The following is a 15477-nucleotide window of genomic DNA, read 5'->3' as shown; positions in this document are numbered from 1 at the left end:
CGAGGCTGTCGGCATGGCATGACCTCGGACATGTCAAGGCCTGCGGCCGCCGGTTTCCGGTCGTGTACTGATGGTTCGTCCATACTGCCGCCCGCCGGGGACGGAGGGGCACAGTCCGGTCACCGCCCCGCAAAGTTGCAACCCTCTGCAACCCTGGCGAACAGCAGGACGTTGGTTGAAAATTGAGCAACGCCGCCCGTGCGGCGTCCGTGGCCTTGTCACGGGCCAGGTGTGCGGGGGTGGTGCCGTGTCGGCGCAGCACCACCCCCGCCGCAGGTCAGACGACCGGCCGGGCCCGTTCCACGACGGACGCCAGATCCAGCGTGTGCGGCAGTGTGCCGAAGGCCGCGCCGGCGTCCCCGCCCAGCCGGGCGGCACAGAACGCGTCCGCGACCGCCGGTGGCGCGAACCGCACCAGCAGCGACCCCTGGAGCACCAGCGCCAGCCGCTCCGCAAGGCGGCGCGCCCGCGCCTCGATGCCCTCCAGATCGGCCAGTTCGGTCAGCAGCCCCTTGATCGCCGCGTCCAGCCGGTGGTCGGCCCCGCGCGCCCGCCCGACCTCCTGGAGGTAGGCGTTCAGCGCCTGCGGCTCGCGCTGCAACGCCCGCAGCACGTCCAGCGCCTGGACGTTGCCCGCACCCTCCCAGATCGAGTTCAGCGGCGACTCGCGCACCAGCCGGGGCAGCCCCGACTCCTCGACGTAGCCGTTGCCGCCCAGGCACTCGGCGGCCTCCACCGCAACCGGCGTACACCGCTTGGTCACCCAGTACTTGGCGGCCGGCACCGCCAGGCGCAGGAACGCGCGCTCCTGTTCGCCGCCGTCGTCGTACGCCGCCGCGAGCCGCAGCGCGAGCGTCGTCGCCGCCTCCGACTCCAGCGCGAGGTCGGCCAGAACGTTGCGCATCAGCGGCTTGTCGACGAGCTTCCCGCCGAACGCCTCGCGATACGACGTGTGGTGCACGGCCTGCGCGACCGCCTGCCGCATCAGCCCCGCCGAGCCCAGCACACAGTCCAGCCGGGTCGCCGCCACCATGCCGATGATGGTCCGCACCCCGCGCCCCTCCTCACCGACCCGGCGCGCCCAGGTGCCGTCGAGCTCGACCTCGGCGGAGGCGTTGGACCGGTTGCCCAGCTTGTCCTTCAGCCGCTGGATCAGGAACGTGTTCCGGGTGCCGTCCGCCAGCACGCGCGGCACCAGGAAGCAGGTCAGCCCCTCCGGAGCCTGGGCCAGCACCAGGAACCCGTCCGACATCGGCGCCGAGCAGAACCACTTGTGCCCGGTCAGCTCGTACGTCCCGGCCTCCGCCAGCGGCCGCGCCGCCGTCGTGTTGGCGCGTACGTCGCTGCCGCCCTGCTTCTCCGTCATGGCCATCCCGAACAGGGCGCCCGCCTTCTGCCCGGCCGGCCGCGGCTCACGGTCGTAGACGGTGGACGTCAGCCGCGGCTCCCACTCCGCGGCGAGGGCGGGGTCGGTGCGCAGAGCGGGCACGGCCGCGTGGGTCATCGACAGCGGGCAGCCGTTGCCCGCCTCGACCTGCGTCCACACCAGGAACGCCGCCGCGCGCCGCACATGCCCGCCCGGCCGCGCCCAGGCCGCCGTCAGCCCCGCCGACACGCCCTTGCCGAGCAGCCGGTGCCAGGCCGGATGGAACTCGACCTCGTCGACGCGGTTGCCGTACCGGTCGTGGGTGCGCAGCCGGGGCGGATTTTCGTTGGCCAGCACCCCCCACTCCTGCACCTGCGCCGAGCCCGAGGTGCGGCCGAGCCCGGACAGCTCGTCCAGCGCCCCGTCCAGCAGCTCCGGCGCGAGATGCCGTTCGACGGCCGCGACGAGCGCGCGGTCGGCGCCGAAGACGTCGTAGCCGGTGAGCGGCGGGGGCTGGTTGGTCACGGTGTGGGTGCTGCGCGCCATGCCCGGAACCTACCCCGGGGTAGGGGATCGCTCACCACCGGGACACGGTCCCGCACAGGCCCGCCGTCCCACCAGGGTGAGTGCACTGCTTCTCGGCGGATACCTTTGGGTCGTGCAGCCAGCAAGTGAAACCCCTCCGAGGCAGCCCTCCGGGCGTCTCCACCGCGCGCGAGCCCTCTACCGGAACGTCTCCAAGCGCAGGACCGCCTGGCTGCTGCTCAAGGACACCGTCAACTCGTGCATCGAGTACCGCATCCTCGGCCTCGCCGCGGAGGCCGCGTTCTTCACCCTGCTGTCCGTGCCGCCGCTGCTGCTGAGCATGATCGGCCTGCTCGGCTACGTCGACGGCTGGACCGGCACCGACACCATCACCAGCCTGGAGAACAACCTCCTGGAGGCCTCCCGCACGGTCCTGTCCGACAAGGGCGTGAACCAGATCGCGCGGCCGATCCTGGACGACGTCATGAACGGCGGCCGGCCCGACATCATCTCCATCGGCTTCCTGTTCTCCCTGTGGTCGGGCTCGCGCGCGGTGAACGTCTTCATCGACACCATCACCGTCATGTACGGCCTCGACGGCGTCCGCGGCATCGTCAAGACCCGGCTGCTGGCCTTCCTGCTGTTCATCGTGGCCCTGCTGATCGGCTCGGTCGCGCTGCCGCTGATGGTGGCCGGACCGGACGCGGTCCTGCGGATCCTGCCCTGGTCGACGACGGTCGTGCAGGTCCTGTACTGGCCCGTGGTCATGGTCCTGTCGATCGCCTTCCTCACGACCCTGTACCACGTGTCGGTGCCCGTGCGCTCCCCGTGGATCGAGGACGTGCCCGGCGCGCTGGTCGCGCTCGGCATGTGGGTGCTCGGCAGTTTCCTGCTGCGGATCTACCTCACCAACACCGTCGAGGGCGCGACGATCTACGGCTCCCTGGCCGCCGCCGTCGCAGTCCTGCTGTGGATCGGTGTGTCCGCCTTCGCGGTGCTGGTCGGCGCCGCCGTCAACGCCGCCATCGACCGCGTCTGGCCCGCCGCCGCGACCGCCGCCGCCCGTGAGGCGAACGAGCGGATGCGGCAGGCCCAGGTCGCCGAGTACGTCGCCCGCGCCGCCGCCCACCTGGACACCGACCCCGACGACCCGGACATGCCCTCGGAGTTCCCCGAGCGCTGGTCCCGCTTCCTGCCCCCGGAGGACGTCACGTCCCGGCTGCGCACCCACGTCAAGCCCGCGGGCAAGACGAACGGGTCCACCGAGACACCGCCGGAGAAGTGACGGGTTCAGCCCTTCCACGCTCCCGCGGCCTCCTCCACGAAGCCGGAGAAGTCGCGCGGCACGCGCCCGAGGACCCGCTCGACCCCGTCCGACAGGCGGGCGTTGCGGCCGTCCAGCAGCGTGGCGAACAGGCCGACGAGGAAGGCGGCCTCCGCGGGCGGCAGCCCGAACCCGGTGAGGTTCGCCCGGTACTCCTCCGGCGACACCGCCCGGTACGCCAGCTCCCGCCCGGCCGCCCGCCCCGCCTCGGCGACCGCCTCCCCGAAGGTCAGCAGCCGCGGCCCCGACACCTCGATGGTCTCCCCGCCGTACCGCCCGTCGGAGGTCAGCGCGGCCACCACCACCTCCGCGATGTCCCGCACATCGACGAACGGCTCACCCACCTCGCCCGCCGGGAACACCAGACCCCCGCTCTCCCGCAGCTCCACCGCCAGCGGGCCCTCGCTGAAGTTCTGCATGAACCACGCCGCCCGTACGATCGTCCAGTCCGCGCCCGACTCCCGCAGCGCCGCCTCCGTCGGCAGCGCCTGCTCCTCGCCGCGCGCCGACAGCAGCACAAGCCGCCGTACGCCGAGCGCCACCGCCTCCCGGGCCAGGGCGCCGACCTCCTCGGTGGCCTGCGGCGAGCCCACGTCGGTGGGGTGCGCGAGGTAGGCGGCGTCGGCGCCGCGCAGGGTGCCCGGCCAGGTCGCCGGGTCGCTCCAGTCGAAACCGTGCGCCCGCGAGGCCGGCCGTACCGTCAGCCCCGCGGCCCGCGCCGCCTCGGCCACCCGGCTGCCGGTACGCCCGGAGGCTCCTGTCACCACGACGGTCATGTCCTTGTTCTCTGTCATGCCCTCAAGTCAACTGCCGTGCGGGACCTGGGCCCATCGCCGAGCCGCTCATCCCCATAAGCGGGCGTCTACGCTGCCCCCATGGACCCTCTCGCCGGCCTGCTGGACGGGCCCCGCGCCCGCGGAGCCTTCATGATCCGGGCCTGTTTCGACCCGCCGTGGTGCGTGCGCGTGGAGGACCGGGCGCCGCTCACCGTGATGCTGATGGTGCGCGGGGAGGCATGGATCGTGCCCGACGCGGGCGAGCGGGTGCTGCTGCGCGCCGGGGACCTCGCCATCGCCCGCGGCCCCGACCCCTACACCTGCGCCGACGACCCCGGCACCGCCCCGCAGGCCGTGGTCCTGCCCGGCGGCGAGTGCAGCTACCCCGACGGACGGCCCCTGAACGGCTCCATGGACCTCGGCGTGCGCACCTGGGGCTCCGCCGCGGACGGTCAGGCCCTGATGCTGATCGGCACCTACCTGTGGCCCGGCGAGGTCGGCGGCCGGCTCCTCGACGCGCTGCCGCCGCTGCTGTCCCTCACGTCCGACACCTGGGACTGCGCCCTCACGCCGCTGCTCATGGCGGAGATCGTCCGCGACGAACCCGGGCAGGAGGTCGTCCTGGACCGGCTCCTGGACCTGCTGGTGATCGCCGCGCTGCGGGCCTGGTTCTCCCGGCCCGACGGACAGTCGCCCGCGTGGTACCGGGCGCTGGCGGACCCGGTCGTGGGGCGGGCGCTGCGGCTGATCCAGGACGATCCGGCGTACGCCTGGACGGTCGCCGGGCTCGCGGCCAAGGCCGGGGTGTCCCGGGCCGCCCTCGCCCGGCGGTTCGTGGAACTGGTGGGGGAGCCGCCGATGAGCTACCTCACGGGGTGGCGGCTGGCGATGGCCGCGGACGCGCTGCGGGAGGGCGACCGTACGTTGGAGGCCATTGCGAGGGAGGTCGGCTATGGGAGCGCGTTCGCGCTGTCCAGCGCGTTCAAGAGGGTGTACGGGGTGAGTCCGCAGGAATTTCGGGTGCGGGCCGTGGGGGCTGATCGCGCAGTTCCCCGCGCCCCTGGTAGCTGACCCCTAGGCTTGTTCTCATGTACTGGGAGCGGCCGTCCCTCGTCACCGGGGCCGTTGTGTGGTGCAACAGCCCCTCCGTGCCCGGCGACGGCCGTGTCCTTCCCGACGGCTGCATGGATCTGCTCTGGCACGACGGGCGGCTGCTCGTCGCCGGGCCCGACACGCATGCCTACGTCACCGAGGGCGCGGGCGGCGCCTGGGCCGGGGTGCGCTTCCGGCCGGGGGACGGGCCCGTCCTCCTCGGGGTGCCCGCGCACGAACTGCGCGACCGGCGGGTCGACCTCGCCGATCTCTGGTCGGCCCGCGAGGTCAGGAGTCTCACCGCGCGCGTGAACGCCGCGGCCGATCCGGCGGACGGGCTCGAAGAGGTGGCGCTGGGCAGGGCGGCCGAGGCGCGGGCGCCCGATCCGCTGCTGCGCCGGCTGGTCGAGGAGCTGGACGCCGGGCGCCCGGTCGGCGGAGTCGCGGACGAAGTCGGCCTCGGGGCACGGCAGTTGCACCGCAGGTCCCTGGCCGCCTTCGGCTACGGGCCCAAGACGCTCGCCCGCATCCTGCGGCTCCAGCGCGCCCTGCGGCTGGTCCGCTCCGGCGTGGCCCTCGCCGACACCGCCGCCCGCGCCGGGTACGCCGACCAGGCGCATCTCACCCGCGAGGTGAGGGAGTTGACGGGGACGACGCCGGGTCGGCTACTGGGCTGAGGGCGTCGGGGCGAACAGGTCGACGCCGTTGCCGTCGGGGTCGTGGACGACGGCGTAGCGCTGGCCCCAGAAGGCGTCCCACGGCTTGAGTTCGCCGTGGTGTCCGGCGGCGACCAGATCCTCGTAGACGGCGTCCACCTCGGCCGGGCTGTCGCACAGCAGGGCGAGGGCGGCGCGGCCGCTGCCGGAGGGTGCCTGCCAGCCGGGGTGGAAGGACCGTACGGTCTCCTCCGTGTCGAGCAGCAGGCGCGTACCGCCCGGCAGCCGCGCCTCCGTGTGCGGCTGCCGGGCGGCGTCCTCGGGGAAGGCGAAGCCGAGGCGGCGGTAGAAGGCGACGGAGGCGGCCATGTCGGTGACGACCAGGCCGATGGCATCGAAACGTGGAGTCATGCGGCCACGGTAGGCACGGGCCCGCGGGGCCTTCTTGAAGGAATCGGACACGCCGTGCTCAGCCGAAGGTCACCGGGCCGCGGGGCGAGTCCACCGTGAAGGAGAGGCCCACCGGGCCCTGGTTGAGCGGGAGTTCGACGTCCAGGGCGGCCAGCACGGGGCGCAGCTCCTCGGGGTCGGGCGCGGTCGCGGACAGGGCGAGCAGGGGGGTGACGGGCAGGCCGGCCTCCGTGGGGTGGGGCGAGGAGCCCCAGTCGATGAGGAACGGCACCAGGCCGCAGGGGTGGCCGTCGGCGCCGTCGGTGAGACGCCAGCTCAGCAGGGTGCCGTCGGGGGTGCGGCGGCTCATCGGGCGGACGGGGCCGGGGTCGTGGCCGCGGGCGCGCGCGGCGGCGACGGTGGCGTCCAGGTCGGTGGTGCGCAGCGCCCAGGTCAGGGTGCGCGGCGCGGGCAGCGCGTCGACGCCGAACGGGCGCGGGCCCTTCGGGGCGGGCTGCTCGGGGTCCGGCCCGATGATCTCCAGATAGCCCGAACCGCCCAGCGAGACCAGGTGGTTGCGGGTGCCGAGGCCGACATGGACGCCGCCGGGCGCCGGCCGTACCCCGGTGCGCCGGGCGAAGTCGGCGACGGTCGCGGCCAGATCGGGCGTCGCGAGCACGAGGTGGTCGAGATGTGCGGGAATCGTGTCCATCGCGTCGAGGCTACGCAGTCCCGGCCCGGGAGGGGAACGTATGTACGGCAATGGGCTCGGTCCTCAGGTGGGCGGCGGGGCCGTGCTGGTCCGTTCCACCAGGGTCGTGGACAGCTCCGTGCGGGTGCTCTCCGGGCGGTCGCCGTCCATCATGCGGACCAGCAGGCGCAGAGCGGTCGCCGCCATCTCGGCGACCGGCTGGCGCACGGTGGTCAGCGGCGGGACGGTCCACCGGGACTCGGGCAGATCGTCGAAGCCAACCACGCTGACGTCGTGGGGTATGCGCAGGCCGCGCTCGGCCAGCGCGTCGTAGACGCCGAGGGCCATCCGGTCCGAGCAGACGAACAGGGCCGTAGGCGGCTCGGGCAGCTCCAGCAGTTCGTGCGTACGGCGGCGGGCGAGGGCCGCGTCGAAGCCCGCGTGGCGGACGTACTCCGGGCGGTGCGCGAGCCCCGCCGAGGTCAGCGCCGAGCGGTAGCCGGCCACCCGGGCCGCGCTGCAGGGTGTCGCGCGGTGCCCGGCGACGACGGCGATGCGCTCATGCCCGAGGGTGAGGAGGTGCTCGGTGGCGCTGACACCGCCCTGCCAGTTCGCCGCGCCCACCGAGACGGCGCCCGGCGGCGGTTCGAGGACCGGGTCGATCATGACGTACGGGATGCGGTGCTGGTCCAGCCAGGCGTGCTGGGAGTCGGTGAGCTCGGCGAGGTTGAACAGCACCCCGGCCGAGCCGCGGACGGTCAGCTTGTCCAGCCAGCCGCGCTCCGGTCGGCCGCCGCCGCCCCGGGTGAGCGCGGCCGAGACCACCAGGTCCAGGCCCGCGTCGCGCGCCGCCCGCTCGGCCCCCCGCAGCACCGCCCCCGACCAGGAGGTGTCCAGCGCGTGCACCACGAGGTCGACGAGCGCGGGCGCCCGGGAGGCGTCGAAGCGGGGCCTGCGGACGTAGCCGAGCCGGTCCAGCGCCTCGGTGACCCGGCGACGGGTCTCGGGCGCCACGTCCTCGCGGCCGTTGACCACCTTGGACGCGGTCGGCACCGACACCCCGGCCTCGCGGGCCACGACCGCCAGCGTCGGTCCGGCTGTCGTGCCCGCAGCTGCCGTACGGACCATCGGAAACCACCTCTCCGGCCCGCCCGAGGGCCGACGAAAGCTGGACAGAAAGCGCGACAGAAAGCGCTTCCTACCCTAGGTGGGCGGAGAGGAGACGTGAAGGGGGGCCGATCATCGGAGTGCCGGAACCAGTGGCGGGTAGGACCAGCTCGGGTCCGGCAGCCTGATGTACGCCAAGTAGCCCAAGGAACATCCCCGTTCGCCGCAACCCCGTCGGAATACATACGGGCGGTGTGATGCTCTGATGTGAACGGAGAGGTCACGGGCCGGGTGAAGGGCTGGTGGGCTGATGTCGGAGGACCGGTCGGAGCCGGTGGTCACGACGCCTCACGGGGCCGTGCGCGGCCGGTACGAGCACGGCGTGGCCGTGTTCCGCGGCATTCCCTATGCCGCGCCCCCCTTCGGACCCCGGCGGTTCCGGCCGCCGGAGCCGCCCGAGCCGTGGGACGGGGTGCGGGACGCGGGCGCCTTCGGGCCGACGCCGCCGAAGCCGCCGTACTCCGACGCCTTCGCGCAGTACCTGTCCGATCCGGTCGTGCCCGGTGACGACTGTCTGAACCTCAACGTATGGACGCCCGACCCGGCGCCCGGGGCGCGGCTGCCGGTGCTGGTGTGGTTCCACGGCGGGGCCCTGACCCGGGGCTCGTCCGCGGTGCCCGTGTACGACGGGCGGGCCTTCGCCCGGGACGGGGTGGTCGTCGTCTCGGTGAACTACCGGCTCGGCGTGGAGGGTTACGGGCTGTTCCCCGACGCGCCGCCCAATGCCGGGCTGCGGGACCAGCTCGCCGCGCTGCGGTGGGTGCATGAGGCTGTGGCCGCTTTCGGAGGCGACCCCGACCGGGTCACCCTCGCCGGGCAGTCCGCCGGGGCCATCAGCGTCGGCGCGCTCATCGCCGCCCCGCAGGCGCAGGGGCTGTTCCGGCGGGCCGTGCTGCAGAGCGGGCCGCCCGAGGCGAGCGAGCGGGACAAGGTGCGGCGGATGGTCCGCCGGATGGCGGCCCGGCTGAAGGTGCCGGCCACGGCGGAGGCCTTCGCGGGAGTGGACCGGGAGCTGTTGCTGCGCACGCAGGCGGAGGTCGGGCGGCTGAGCAGCCCTGTGCTGGGCGGGCCCGCCTTCGGGATCGTGGTCGACGGCGATCTCGTGCCGCGTGATCCGCTGGAGGCGCTGGTCGACGGGTCCGTCGCGGTGGGGTGTGAGCTGCTGTTGGGGTGGACCCGGGAGGAGTACCGGCTGTGGCTCGTGCCCGGGGGGCTGCTGGAGCGGGTGGACCGGCTGGGGGCGGTCGCGCTGGCGGGGGCGCGGGCGCGGTGCCGGTGCGGGCCGGAGGTGACGCGGGGGTATCGGGCGCTGTACCCCTCCGCGGGGGCCGCGGAGATCGTCGGGCAGATGGTGACCGACCATCTGCTGCGGGTGCCGTTGCATCGGCTGGCGGACGCGCGGGTGGGGTCGGCGTACGTCTACGAGTTCGCCTGGCCCTCGCGGCTGCCCGGGCTCGGGTCCTGCCATGCGCTCGAGCTGGGGTTCGTGTTCGACACCGGGGAGGCGCCTGAGTCGGCGAAGCTGGCGGGGGAGGGGGCGCCTCGGGGGGTGGCGGATGCGATGCATGGGGCCTGGGTGCGGTTTGTCTCCGACGGTGAGGCGGGGTGGGAGGCTTGGGGGGCTGGGCATCCGGTGCGAGTCTTCGGTGAGGAGTCGGGGGGTTCGGGGGGTTCGGGCGGTGAGGTGCTGCCTCCGTACACGGCCTTCGGGCCGCGCGATCGCGAGCTGGCGCTTTGGGCGGGGTCGGGGTCGGTCTCTGTGGCCGCTGCCGTCGTGCCTCCGGACTGAGGTTTCGCCGTCGGGATGCCTGCGGCGGCCTGCGCGGGTTCGGTGGGGGTTGCTGTAGCGCATCCGGTTCGGTGGTGGGACGGGGCCGGGCCGGGGGGTTGTCCGTCCTCGGTCCGGCGATCTGGTCGGCTACGGGGGTCGAACTCTGTTTCCGCCGGCCGCTGCGGGCGGACAACCCCCCGTCTCGTCCCCTCCCCGCCGTCCGCGACTGACCGACGCCCACCGCGCGTATGCCGTCCCGCCGTACGCGGCCGCGGCCGCAACGCCCACCGGCCGTGGTTGCTTACGGCCGTACGCGGCCGGCTGCACTGGCCTTCGGCCGCGGTTGCTTGCGGTTGTACGGGGCTGGCGGTCGTGCCCTTAGGGGCGCGGGGAACTGCGCGGCCAGCCCACGACGGCCCGCGGCTGCATACGGCGGGAAGGGCCCACGACCTCAGGGGCGCGGGGAACTGCGCGATCGGCCGACGGCGGCCCGCGGTCGTATACGGCGGGGAGGGTCCACGTCCTCAGGGGCGCGGGGAACTGCGCGATCGGCCCACGGCGGGCCGCGGTCGCCTACGGCGGGAAGGGGAAGGGCGGTTAGCGTGAGGGGATGACCAGTTCTGTCTTGCTTGCCGATGCTCTTGCTGCTGGGACCGTTGTTCTGGACGGGGGGATGTCCAATCAGCTGGAGGCGGCTGGGCATGATCTCAGTGACTCCTTGTGGTCGGCTCGGTTGTTGGCGGATCGGCCGGAGGCGATTGGGGAGGCGCATCTGGCCTACTTCGAGGCGGGAGCCAGCGTGGCGATCACGGCCAGTTATCAGGCGAGTTTCGAGGGGTTCGGGGGGCGGGGGATCGGGCGGGAGCGGGCTGTCGAACTGTTCGGGGTCAGTGTGCGGGTGGCCCGGGAGGCGGCTCTGCGGGCTGGGGCGGGGCGGCCCTTGTGGGTGGCCGCGTCGGTGGGGCCGTACGGGGCGATGCTGGCGGACGGGTCCGAGTACCGGGGGCGGTACGGGGTGAGTGCGGGGGAGCTGGAGCGGTTCCACCGGCCTCGGGTGGAGGCGCTGGTCGCGGCGGAGCCCGATGTGCTGGCGCTGGAGACGGTGCCCGACGTGGAGGAGGCGAAGGCGCTGCTGCGGGCGGTGCGGGGCGTCGGGGTGCCGGCCTGGCTGTCGTACACGGTCGAGGGGGACCGGACGCGGGCCGGGCAGCCGTTGGAGGAGGCCTTCGCGGTGGCTGCCGAGGCGCCGGAGGTCATCGCGGTGGGGGTCAACTGCTGTGCGCCCGAGGACGTGGCGGGGGCGGTCGCTGTCGCGCGCCGGGTCACGGGCAAGCCGGTGGTCGTCTATCCCAACAGCGGGGAGACCTGGGACGCGCGGGCGCGGGCCTGGGACGGGCGGGCCACCTTCGACGGCGAGCAGGTGCTCGGCTGGGAGGGGCTGGGTGCGCGGCTGATCGGGGGGTGCTGCCGGGTGGGGCCGGAGGGTGTGAAGGCGATCGCGGACGCTGTGGGAGGCGCGACCCGTTGACCTCGCGGGGGTGCGCCTCTACGTTGTGCGCGTTCGGAATGGCAGATGGTGTTCGAAATATCGAAAGGCAGTCTGCATGAGCCGCCTTCCGCACCGCCGACTCGTCCTGAAGGGCGCCGCCTTGGGGGCGGGCGCCCTCGCCGCCGCACCGCCGAAAGCAGCCCGCTACGTGAACCCGCTCGTCCCGCACCGCGCCGACCCGCACATCCACCGCCACACGGACGGCTTCTACTACTTCACCGCTACCGTCCCCGAGTACGACCGCATCGTCCTGCGCCGCTCGCGCACCCTGAGGGGGCTCGCCACCTCGGCCGAGAGCGTGGTGTGGCGGGCCCATCCGGCCGGGGACATGGGCGCGCACATCTGGGCGCCCGAGCTGCACCGTATCGACGGCAAGTGGTATCTGTACTTCGCCGCCGCGCCCGCCGAGGACGTGTGGCGGATCCGGATATGGGTGCTGGAGAACTCCCATCCCGATCCGCTGCAAGGGAGTTGGGTCGAGCGGGGGCAGGTCCGGACCGCGTGGGAGACCTTCTCCCTCGACGCCACCACCTTCACGCACCGGGGCACCCGCTATCTGGCGTGGGCCCAGCACGAGCCCGGCATGGACAACAACACCGCTGTTTGGCTCTCACGGATGGCGAACCCCTGGACCCTGGAGGGGCCGCAAGTCCGGCTGACCACGCCTGAGTTGGACTGGGAGTGTGTCGGCTTCAAGGTGAACGAGGGGCCGTATGTGCTCCAGCGCAACGGCCGGATCTTCATGACCTACTCCGCCAGCGCCACGGATCATCACTACTGCGTCGGGATGCTGACTGCTGATGACGACAGCGATCTGATGGATCCCGGGAGTTGGGTCAAGTCGCCTGTTCCGGTGTTCGCCAGTGATGAGCGCACCGGGCAGTACGGGCCCGGGCACAACTGCTTCACCGTCGCCGAGGACGGGCGGACCGATGTGCTCGTGTATCACGCCCGTCAGTACAAGGAGATCGTCGGTGATCCGCTGGACGATCCCAACCGGCACACCCGGGTTCAGCCGGTGAGGTGGAAGGCGGACGGCAGCCCCGACTTCGGCGTGCCTGTCGCGGACAGCGTGCGGGAGGGGGTGTGAGATGAGGCGGGTCTGGGTTCTTCTGGTCGCCCTCTTTCTTGCTTTCGCCGGTGTCGGGGCCGCGTATGCCGCGCCGCAGGTCGTCGTCAACGGGACGCAGTTCAGGGATGTCGCCGGCTCGCCCGTCCACGCCCATGGTGGCGGGGTGCTCAAAGTGGGCTCCTACTACTACTGGTTCGGCGAGCACCGCAACGCCGACAACACCTTCCGGTACGTCGACGCCTACCGGTCGTCCGACCTGAAGAACTGGGAGTTCCGCAACCATGTGCTGAGCGAGGCCAGTGATCCCGAGCTGGCCGACGCCAACATCGAGCGGCCCAAGGTCATGTACAACGCGGCCACGGGCAAGTTCGTGATGTGGATGCACAAGGAGAACGGGACGGACTACGGCGAGGCGCGGGCCGCTGTCGCGGTGTCCGACACCGTCGACGGGAACTACGCCTGGCGGGGCAGTTTCCGGCCGCTGGGGCAGCACATGTCCCGGGACATCACCGTGTTCGTCGACAGTGACGGGGTGGGGTACATGGTCTCCGCCGCCCGGGAGAACTACGACCTGCACATCTACCGGCTGAGCGCCGACTACACCGCCGTCGAGAGCCTTGTCGCCAACCCCTGGCCGGGTGGTCATCGTGAGGCGCCGGCGCTGTTCAAGCGGGGTGGCGTCTACTTCATGCTGACGTCCGGCGCGACCGGGTGGAACCCCAACCAGCAGCAGTACGCCACCGCCCGGAGCATCGGAGGGCCGTGGTCCGCGATGAGCAATGTCGGGGACTCGACGGGCTTCGGGTCGCAGACCGCTTATGTGCAGGCGGTGCAGGGGACTTCGGGGACGGCGTATCTGTACCTGGGGGACCGGTGGGGCAATTCCTTCGGCGGGACCGTGAACGACTCGCGGTACGTGTGGCTGCCGCTGGCCTTCCCGACCGCCACCTCGATGTCGATGACCTGGTCGCCGGAGATCTCCGTCGACACCGCCGCCGGTACGGTGACCGGCACCTCCGCCACGTACGAGACGCTGGTGGCCCGGCACTCCGGCAAGTGCGCCGATGTGCCGGACCAGTCGCTGTGGCAGGGCGTCGCGCTCACGCAGTACACCTGCAACGGCGGCGGCAACCAGAGGTTCTGGTTCAAGCCGGTTGGTGGATACCACCAGCTGGTCGTGCGCGGCAGCGGTCTGTGCCTGACCGACAGCGCCGGCGGTGTCACCCAGGAGGACTGCTCCTCGGCGGCCTCCCAGCAGTGGAGCGTGACCTCCTCCGGCGGCTACACGCGCCTTGTCGCGCGCTCCTCCGGTGAGTGCCTGGACGTCAGTGGCGCGTCCACCGCCAACTCCGCCGCCCTCATCACGTACGCCTGCAACGGGCAGAGCAACCAGCAGTGGACGCGCGGCACTTGATCAGGCCAGCAGGTCGATCGCGTCGATCGCGGTGCCCGCGCTGAGGTAGGAGGTCGTCCCCGAGCCGCTCACCACATTGATCTTCAGCGTGTTGTAGGCGTTCGGGTCCGTCAGCCAGGCGGACGCCGGGACGCTGTAGGTGAAGGTGTGGTTGTTGCCCCGGTAGGAGCCGTTGGTCAGGGACCGTGTGCTCGGCTGGGTCGGCGGTGAGGGGATGGCGGAGGTCCAGGTGTCGTTGACGACGACCTGCGGGCGGCCGTTGGCGTAGGCCGTCGTCACGCCGATGCGCAGGGTGTGCGCGGCGGCGGCCTGGGCGGCCGTGAGGCGGAAGTAGATCGTGATGCCGCTGTTGACGTCCTTCCACAGGTAGCAGGGGAAGCCGGACGTCTCGGTGCCGCTGCCGATCACCACGTTGCCCGTCCAGGGGGCCGCCCGTACGTCGGAGGGGTGCGCGTACGTCATCAGGTCGGCGTTCTTGAAGCCGGCGGGCGTGCCGGTCCAGTCGTTGACGCGCCAGATCGCGGTCGCGTTGGACGGGTCGTTGGAGGAGGGGATCGCGATCGTGTTGAGGGTGGTGGTCGCGCCCGCGGCGACCGTCACCGTCGTGGTGTACACGGCGAGTTCGTCCTTGTGGACGGTGAGGGTGTACGTCCCCGGCAGGACACCCGGGATGGAGTAGTAGCCGTCCGAGGCGCGCGCCGAACCCCAGTACTGGGCCGTCGAGTTGGCCAGGCCGACCGTGTACGGGTGGGCCGTGTCCCGCCCGGTGATGCCGACCCCGGCCACCCGGCCCCGGCCGCTCGCGCCGACGTACCCGGCGAGGCCGAGGGAGTCCGCCCACGGGGTGGTGAGGGTGCCGGGGAAGAGGGCGGAGGAGGGGGCGCCGCCGTCGGTGAGGGCGATGACGTACGGGCCCTGGAGGCCGAAGCGCTCGGCCTCGGTCTGGTTCTGGCCGTAGTACAGGATCTCGTACAGGCCGCCGCCGTCCGCGCTCTGGTGGCGCAGCAGGGAGCGGTAGAACGGGCCGCCGGAGGCCTTCTCGTGGTTGCTGCGCACGATCCACAGGCCGACGCCGCCGGTCGTCCAGCCGATGTGGTCGTAGTCCTTCACGCGCAGGCGTGAGTAGTGCTTCGAGCGGGTCTGGCCGTCGGACTTGGCGAACACGTCCGAGGCCTCGATGGTGGTCGGCGCGTAGGTGTAGGAGTCGGGCTCGTCGTTGAGGAACAGGCCCTTCTTCACGCGCAGGATGAATCGGGTGGCCGTGACCGAGCTGTCGGCCTTGTTGGTCCACAGATAGATGTTGTTCTCGCCGCTGCGGGCCGCGTAGTAGTGCCTGAGCGTCCCGTACGTGACCGAGATCAGGATCGTCGAGCCGGACTGGGTGAGCGTCACGGTGGAGGTGCCGAGGCCGGACTCGATGTGCGAGTTCTTGCCGCCGTAGCCCTGGTACTCGACGCCCCGGTAGACCAGCGAGGTGAGGTCGCCGTTGGTCTTGCTGACCTTGAAGACGAGGTTCGCGCCGGTGTCGACGACGTAGTTGGAGCCGTCGTCGCTCCAGCCGAAGGCCGCGGCGCGCGCGGTGCCGGACAGCGGCCCGGCCAGGGCGGCGGTGCCGGCGGCGGCCGCGGTGCCGAGGACGAAGGCGCGGCGTCCGACCGGTCGGTGCGCGGTCTCGGACATGGGA

The 15477-nt window shown here is 72.5% G+C and carries 13 protein-coding genes; 7 read left to right on the top strand and 6 right to left on the bottom strand.

Annotated features, from left to right (window positions below):
* Positions 1 to 277: 277 nt before the first annotated feature.
* On the bottom strand, positions 278 to 1912 hold the full coding sequence (locus RKD23_RS09025; RefSeq protein ID WP_424853207.1) for an acyl-CoA dehydrogenase family protein: 1635 nt from the start codon (positions 1910 to 1912) through the stop codon (positions 278 to 280).
* A 112-nt stretch (positions 1913 to 2024) separates the two neighbouring features.
* Between RKD23_RS09025 and RKD23_RS09020 the strand changes: the two genes are divergently transcribed.
* The gene (locus tag RKD23_RS09020) at positions 2025 to 3176 is read left to right on the top strand and encodes a YihY/virulence factor BrkB family protein (protein WP_424853206.1); all 1152 of its coding nucleotides are present in this window, start codon (positions 2025 to 2027) and stop codon (positions 3174 to 3176) included.
* A gap of 5 nt (positions 3177 to 3181) precedes the next feature.
* Here RKD23_RS09020 and RKD23_RS09015 read toward each other — a convergent pair whose 3' ends face one another.
* A complete protein-coding gene (locus RKD23_RS09015) occupies positions 3182 to 4009 on the bottom strand; it encodes an NAD(P)H-binding protein (protein ID WP_424853205.1) in 828 nt (275 codons plus the stop codon).
* An 81-nt stretch (positions 4010 to 4090) separates the two neighbouring features.
* Between RKD23_RS09015 and RKD23_RS09010 the strand changes: the two genes are divergently transcribed.
* A complete protein-coding gene (locus RKD23_RS09010; RefSeq protein WP_424853204.1) occupies positions 4091 to 5062 on the top strand; it encodes an AraC family transcriptional regulator in 972 nt (323 codons plus the stop codon).
* A gap of 17 nt (positions 5063 to 5079) precedes the next feature.
* Complete coding sequence (locus RKD23_RS09005) at positions 5080 to 5760, top strand: helix-turn-helix domain-containing protein (protein WP_424853203.1); 681 nt, start codon at positions 5080 to 5082, stop codon at positions 5758 to 5760.
* Here the strand turns inward: RKD23_RS09005 and RKD23_RS09000 are convergent.
* From RKD23_RS09000 to RKD23_RS08990, 3 genes are all read right to left on the bottom strand, one after another.
* The gene (locus tag RKD23_RS09000) at positions 5749 to 6150 is read right to left on the bottom strand and encodes a VOC family protein (protein ID WP_424853202.1); all 402 of its coding nucleotides are present in this window, start codon (positions 6148 to 6150) and stop codon (positions 5749 to 5751) included. The genes RKD23_RS09005 and RKD23_RS09000 overlap by 12 nt on opposite strands.
* Before the next feature lie 58 nt (positions 6151 to 6208).
* On the bottom strand, positions 6209 to 6841 hold the full coding sequence (locus RKD23_RS08995; protein WP_424853201.1) for a VOC family protein: 633 nt from the start codon (positions 6839 to 6841) through the stop codon (positions 6209 to 6211).
* Positions 6842 to 6904: 63 nt separating this feature from the next.
* Positions 6905 to 7948: a LacI family DNA-binding transcriptional regulator gene (locus RKD23_RS08990; RefSeq protein WP_424853200.1), complete on the bottom strand. Its 1044-nt coding sequence runs from the start codon at positions 7946 to 7948 to the stop codon at positions 6905 to 6907.
* A gap of 289 nt (positions 7949 to 8237) precedes the next feature.
* Between RKD23_RS08990 and RKD23_RS08985 the strand changes: the two genes are divergently transcribed.
* The 4 genes from RKD23_RS08985 (at position 8238) to RKD23_RS08970 (ending at position 13793) form a co-directional block, all read left to right on the top strand.
* Positions 8238 to 9776: a carboxylesterase/lipase family protein gene (locus RKD23_RS08985; RefSeq protein WP_424853199.1), complete on the top strand. Its 1539-nt coding sequence runs from the start codon at positions 8238 to 8240 to the stop codon at positions 9774 to 9776.
* A 592-nt stretch (positions 9777 to 10368) separates the two neighbouring features.
* Entirely contained in the window at positions 10369 to 11286 is a 918-nt protein-coding gene (gene mmuM / locus RKD23_RS08980) for a homocysteine S-methyltransferase (protein WP_424853198.1), read from the top strand.
* A gap of 76 nt (positions 11287 to 11362) precedes the next feature.
* A complete protein-coding gene (locus RKD23_RS08975; protein ID WP_424853197.1) occupies positions 11363 to 12397 on the top strand; it encodes a family 43 glycosylhydrolase in 1035 nt (344 codons plus the stop codon).
* A 1-nt stretch (position 12398) separates the two neighbouring features.
* Entirely contained in the window at positions 12399 to 13793 is a 1395-nt protein-coding gene (locus RKD23_RS08970; protein ID WP_424853196.1) for an RICIN domain-containing protein, read from the top strand.
* On the opposite strand, the gene RKD23_RS08965 is transcribed toward RKD23_RS08970, so the two are convergent.
* Positions 13794 to 15473 carry a rhamnogalacturonan lyase B N-terminal domain-containing protein gene (locus tag RKD23_RS08965; protein WP_424853195.1) on the bottom strand — a complete coding sequence of 560 codons (1680 nt, stop codon included), beginning with the start codon at positions 15471 to 15473 and terminating at the stop codon, positions 13794 to 13796.
* Positions 15474 to 15477 lie beyond the last annotated feature (4 nt).

Origin of the sequence: Streptomyces sp. SAI-170, from assembly GCF_049739565.1 — a bacterium.
GTDB lineage: Bacteria > Actinomycetota > Actinomycetes > Streptomycetales > Streptomycetaceae > Streptomyces.
The sequence above is the reverse complement of the archived record's forward strand: the minus strand, read 5'-3'. Positions and strand labels throughout refer to the sequence as shown.

Excerpts from the sequence above, each read along its gene's own strand:
- RKD23_RS09025 (WP_424853207.1), bottom strand. The coding sequence starts at position 1,912 with ATGGCGCGCAGCACCCACACCGTGACCAACCAGCCCCCGCCGCTCACC.
- RKD23_RS09015 (WP_424853205.1), bottom strand. The coding sequence starts at position 4,009 with ATGACAGAGAACAAGGACATGACCGTCGTGGTGACAGGAGCCTCCGGG.
- RKD23_RS09010 (WP_424853204.1), top strand. The coding sequence starts at position 4,091 with ATGGACCCTCTCGCCGGCCTGCTGGACGGGCCCCGCGCCCGCGGAGCC.
- RKD23_RS09005 (WP_424853203.1), top strand. The coding sequence starts at position 5,080 with ATGTACTGGGAGCGGCCGTCCCTCGTCACCGGGGCCGTTGTGTGGTGC.
- RKD23_RS09000 (WP_424853202.1), bottom strand. The coding sequence starts at position 6,150 with ATGACTCCACGTTTCGATGCCATCGGCCTGGTCGTCACCGACATGGCC.
- RKD23_RS08995 (WP_424853201.1), bottom strand. The coding sequence starts at position 6,841 with ATGGACACGATTCCCGCACATCTCGACCACCTCGTGCTCGCGACGCCC.
- RKD23_RS08990 (WP_424853200.1), bottom strand. The coding sequence starts at position 7,948 with ATGGTCCGTACGGCAGCTGCGGGCACGACAGCCGGACCGACGCTGGCG.
- RKD23_RS08985 (WP_424853199.1), top strand. The coding sequence starts at position 8,238 with ATGTCGGAGGACCGGTCGGAGCCGGTGGTCACGACGCCTCACGGGGCC.
- mmuM (WP_424853198.1), top strand. The coding sequence starts at position 10,369 with ATGACCAGTTCTGTCTTGCTTGCCGATGCTCTTGCTGCTGGGACCGTT.
- RKD23_RS08975 (WP_424853197.1), top strand. The coding sequence starts at position 11,363 with ATGAGCCGCCTTCCGCACCGCCGACTCGTCCTGAAGGGCGCCGCCTTG.
- RKD23_RS08970 (WP_424853196.1), top strand. The coding sequence starts at position 12,399 with ATGAGGCGGGTCTGGGTTCTTCTGGTCGCCCTCTTTCTTGCTTTCGCC.
- RKD23_RS08965 (WP_424853195.1), bottom strand. The coding sequence starts at position 15,473 with ATGTCCGAGACCGCGCACCGACCGGTCGGACGCCGCGCCTTCGTCCTC.